Raw genomic sequence first — 2,598 nt, 5'->3', positions numbered from 1 at the left:
GCCGGTCTGGTGGCCGCGATGCTCGTCTCGGGCGGCCTGGGTGGGTGGATAGGCGCCACGGTGGCCGGCGGTGGCGACGGCTCGAGGCTCGCCTCCCCGATCACCTCCGCGCAGCCCGAGGGCCAGGCCCCGGACGGCACCGTCGAGTCCGTCGCCGACAAGGTCCTGCCGAGCGTGGTCTCGATCGACGTCCGCGGGCAGGCCGGACGTGGTGAGGGCTCCGGCGTGGTGCTGGCCCAGGACGGTCTGATCATCACCAACAACCACGTCATCGCGATGGCGGCGACCGGCGGTCAGATCGAGGTGCGCTTCAACGACGGGTCGAGGGCCCCGGCGACGGTCGTCGGCACCGATCCGGCCACGGATATCGCCGTGATCAGGGCGGATACCGACCGGTCGCTGACCCCGATCGCCCTGGGGTCCTCCTCGACCCTGGACGAGGGGCAGGCCGTCGCGGCAGTGGGTTCCCCGCTCGGCCTGTCCGGCACCGTGACGACCGGTATCGTCTCCGCGCTCGACAGGCCGGTGCGGGCAGGTGGAGCGCAGTCCGACCAGAACACGGTGATCGACGCCATCCAGACCGACGCGGCGGTCAACCCGGGCAACTCCGGCGGTGCGCTGGTCAACATGAACGGTGAGCTGGTCGGCATCAACTCGGCCATCGCCTCGCTCGGCTCGGGGAACTCGGGATCGATCGGCCTGGGATTCGCCATCCCGGTCGACCAGGCCCGGCGGATCGCGGACCAGCTGATCAAGCAGGGCTTCGCCACCCGTGCGGTTCTCGGGGTCTCGGTGAGCGACCAACCCGACATCGAGGGGGCACTGGTGCGGACCACCGAGGTGGGAGGCCCCGCCGAGCAGGCGGGCATCGAGGAGGGGGCTGTGATCACCAAGGTAGGGGAGCGGTTGATCGAGGGCGGCGACGCGCTGGTCGCGGCAATCCGTTCGAGGGCTCCGGGGGAGACGATCTCCGTCACCTATGCTTCTCGTGTGGGCGATCAGCCGACGACTGTCGACGTGGTACTGGGAGAGGCGAGATGAGCACGAGATTCGACCCGAGGTCTCTGCCTGGTGGGCGCAGGATCCAGACGGACGTGGATTTCGACCCCTCGGCCGCCGTTCCGGCGGACACTCCCATCGCCGGTCGCGCGATGGTCGTGGTGGTCACCGACCGGTTGGACGCGCGCGAGGATTCGATCGGGCCGTTGGTCACCGAGCTGCTCGAGGAGGAGGCTTTCCTCGTGGGCGGCGTCGTGGGTGTGGCATCCGATGAGTCCGAGGTCCGCAAGGCTCTCGAGACCGCGGTGGTCGGCGGCTTCGACTTCGTCGTGACCGTGGGTGGCACCGGAGTCGGCCCACGGGATATCACCCCCGAGGTCACCGAGGAGATCCTCGACCAGCGGTTGCCCGGCATCGCCGAGGCCATCCGCTCGTCGGGTCTCACGGCCGGCGCGGTCGACTCGATCGTCTCCCGTGGGTTGGTCGGGGTGTCCGGCAGCACGGTGGTCGCCAACCTCGCGCCGAGCCGTGCCGCCATCAGGGACGGCATGGCGACACTGTGCCCGCTCGTCTCGTACGTGGTCGCGCAGCTGTCGGCGATCGACGAGCTGTGACCGACGGCGCTACGAGTAACAGCGCCCCCGGCAAGAGGCCTCTGAGCAGCAGCGCCCGGATCGACGAGGTGTTCGGCGAGGTCCTGCCACGGACCACATCCGACGAGGCCCGCGACCGGGACGCGCGGCTCGGCGACGACTGGTGGATGGAGCAACGCCCTCCCCACCACGGGTGAGACCCCGCATCTGCCGGGGATTCGGGGCCGCTCTGTGCGGGGCCGCCCCGACCGGGGCGCGTGGGCGCCGGGGCCTGGGGTCAGGATTCGCCGGACGGGCTCCGCGGGTCCGACGGGTGGGTGAGCGGGCGTCCCGCGAGGAGGTCGCGGATCTCCACCAGGAGGTCGTTGTCCGAGGCGGGGGCGTCGATGCCCTTGCGCCTGGCGGCGGCTTCCTTCATCTTGTTCATCGGCCCCACCAGGACGAAGTAGATGACCGCGGCGATCAGCAGGAAGTTGATGATCGCGGTGAGCAGCAGTCCGAAGTCCATCCTGGTCTCGGGGTTGTTGTCCAGCAGTTGGACGGCGAACCCGATCTCGCTGTTCCCGCCGAGCAGGGCGATGAGTGGGTTGATGATCGCGCTGGTGAAGGCGTCCACGATGGACGCGAACGCCGTGCCGATGACCACGGCGACCGCCAGATCGATGACGTTGCCCTGCATGATGAAGTCCTTGAAGCCCTTGAGCATCCTGCACCCCTCCCTGGAGACGCGGCGTGGTCCACCACGTGCGTGTTCGAGCGTTCCGAACTGAACCGCAGCGACGTTACCAGCACGATTAGCCCTGCCGAAGCATCAACTCCTCGCCCTGCCCAGCCGCCCTCCATTGCGGCCGGTCACCCGTGGACGAGGACCGCCAGCGGCGTTCCGGCGGCCGTGGAAGCTAATCGGGCGGCGTCGGATTCCGGAACCTCGACGAGGATCGACCGGTTCCCGACCCGACCGGCCGGGGTGCCGGCGACGCGCGCGGCGCGGGCCACCACCGCGGGC

The 2,598-nt window shown here is 69.9% G+C and carries 4 protein-coding genes; 3 read left to right on the top strand and 1 reads right to left on the bottom strand.

Annotation, left to right across the window (positions count from 1 at the left end; genetic code table 11):
• The 3 genes from G6027_RS12035 to G6027_RS12025 form a co-directional block, all read left to right on the top strand.
• Positions 1 to 1,041 (top strand): trypsin-like peptidase domain-containing protein (locus G6027_RS12035; RefSeq protein WP_194306712.1); only part of this gene is annotated, 1,041 nt, incomplete at its 5' end.
• Positions 1,038 to 1,613 (top strand): molybdopterin-binding protein, encoded by a 576-nt coding sequence (locus G6027_RS12030; protein ID WP_182637383.1) that lies wholly within the window; start codon positions 1,038 to 1,040, stop codon positions 1,611 to 1,613. The genes G6027_RS12035 and G6027_RS12030, both read left to right, overlap by 4 nt.
• Positions 1,610 to 1,789 carry a hypothetical protein gene (locus tag G6027_RS12025; protein ID WP_182637382.1) on the top strand — a complete coding sequence of 60 codons (180 nt, stop codon included), beginning with the start codon at positions 1,610 to 1,612 and terminating at the stop codon, positions 1,787 to 1,789. The genes G6027_RS12030 and G6027_RS12025 overlap by 4 nt, the downstream gene beginning before the upstream one ends.
• An 80-nt stretch (positions 1,790 to 1,869) precedes the next feature.
• On the opposite strand, the gene mscL is transcribed toward G6027_RS12025, so the two are convergent.
• Positions 1,870 to 2,298, bottom strand: coding sequence for a large conductance mechanosensitive channel protein MscL (mscL, locus tag G6027_RS12020; protein ID WP_182637381.1), 429 nt, complete (start codon positions 2,296 to 2,298; stop codon positions 1,870 to 1,872).
• Positions 2,299 to 2,598: the final 300 nt, after the last annotated feature.

Source organism: Dietzia sp. SLG310A2-38A2, assembly GCF_014145095.1.
Taxonomy (GTDB): domain Bacteria; phylum Actinomycetota; class Actinomycetes; order Mycobacteriales; family Mycobacteriaceae; genus Dietzia.
This window is presented reverse-complemented; position numbering and strand designations above follow the sequence as displayed.

Coding starts and splice junctions, on each gene's coding strand:
- mscL (WP_182637381.1), bottom strand. CDS start 2,298: ATGCTCAAGGGCTTCAAGGACTTCATCATGCAGGGCAACGTCATCGAT.
- G6027_RS12030 (WP_182637383.1), top strand. CDS start 1,038: ATGAGCACGAGATTCGACCCGAGGTCTCTGCCTGGTGGGCGCAGGATC.